The organism is Nocardioides oceani, from assembly GCF_030412965.1.
GTDB classification, from domain to species: domain Bacteria; phylum Actinomycetota; class Actinomycetes; order Propionibacteriales; family Nocardioidaceae; genus Nocardioides; species Nocardioides oceani.
This window is the reverse complement of record NZ_JAUHJQ010000212.1, coordinates 1-242: the sequence shown is the minus strand read 5'-3', so window position 1 is coordinate 242 and position 242 is coordinate 1. Positions and strand designations below refer to the sequence as shown.

The following is a 242-nucleotide window of genomic DNA, read 5'->3' as shown; positions in this document are numbered from 1 at the left end:
CGCCCCGCAGTACCCCGCTCGACCACGGCCGATGCACTCCAGCGGGCCACCGGGGCGCTCAGCACCGCGGCGACCGCACGGATGGACGCCGAGCTGCCGTGGTTCCGCGAGCTGTCCGCCCCGGACCGGTCCTGGGTGGGGCTGATCGTCCAGGCCGGCATCAAGGCGTTCGTGGACTGGTTCCGCGCCGACGACGGCTCCCCCGCGCCCGGTGCCAACGAGCTGGCCGCGTCGGTCTTCGG

General features: G+C 75.2%; 1 pseudogene. It reads left to right on the top strand.

The window, feature by feature from the left end:
• Window positions 1-242, top strand: a pseudogene (locus QWY28_RS23820) (PucR family transcriptional regulator); the annotation flags it as partial.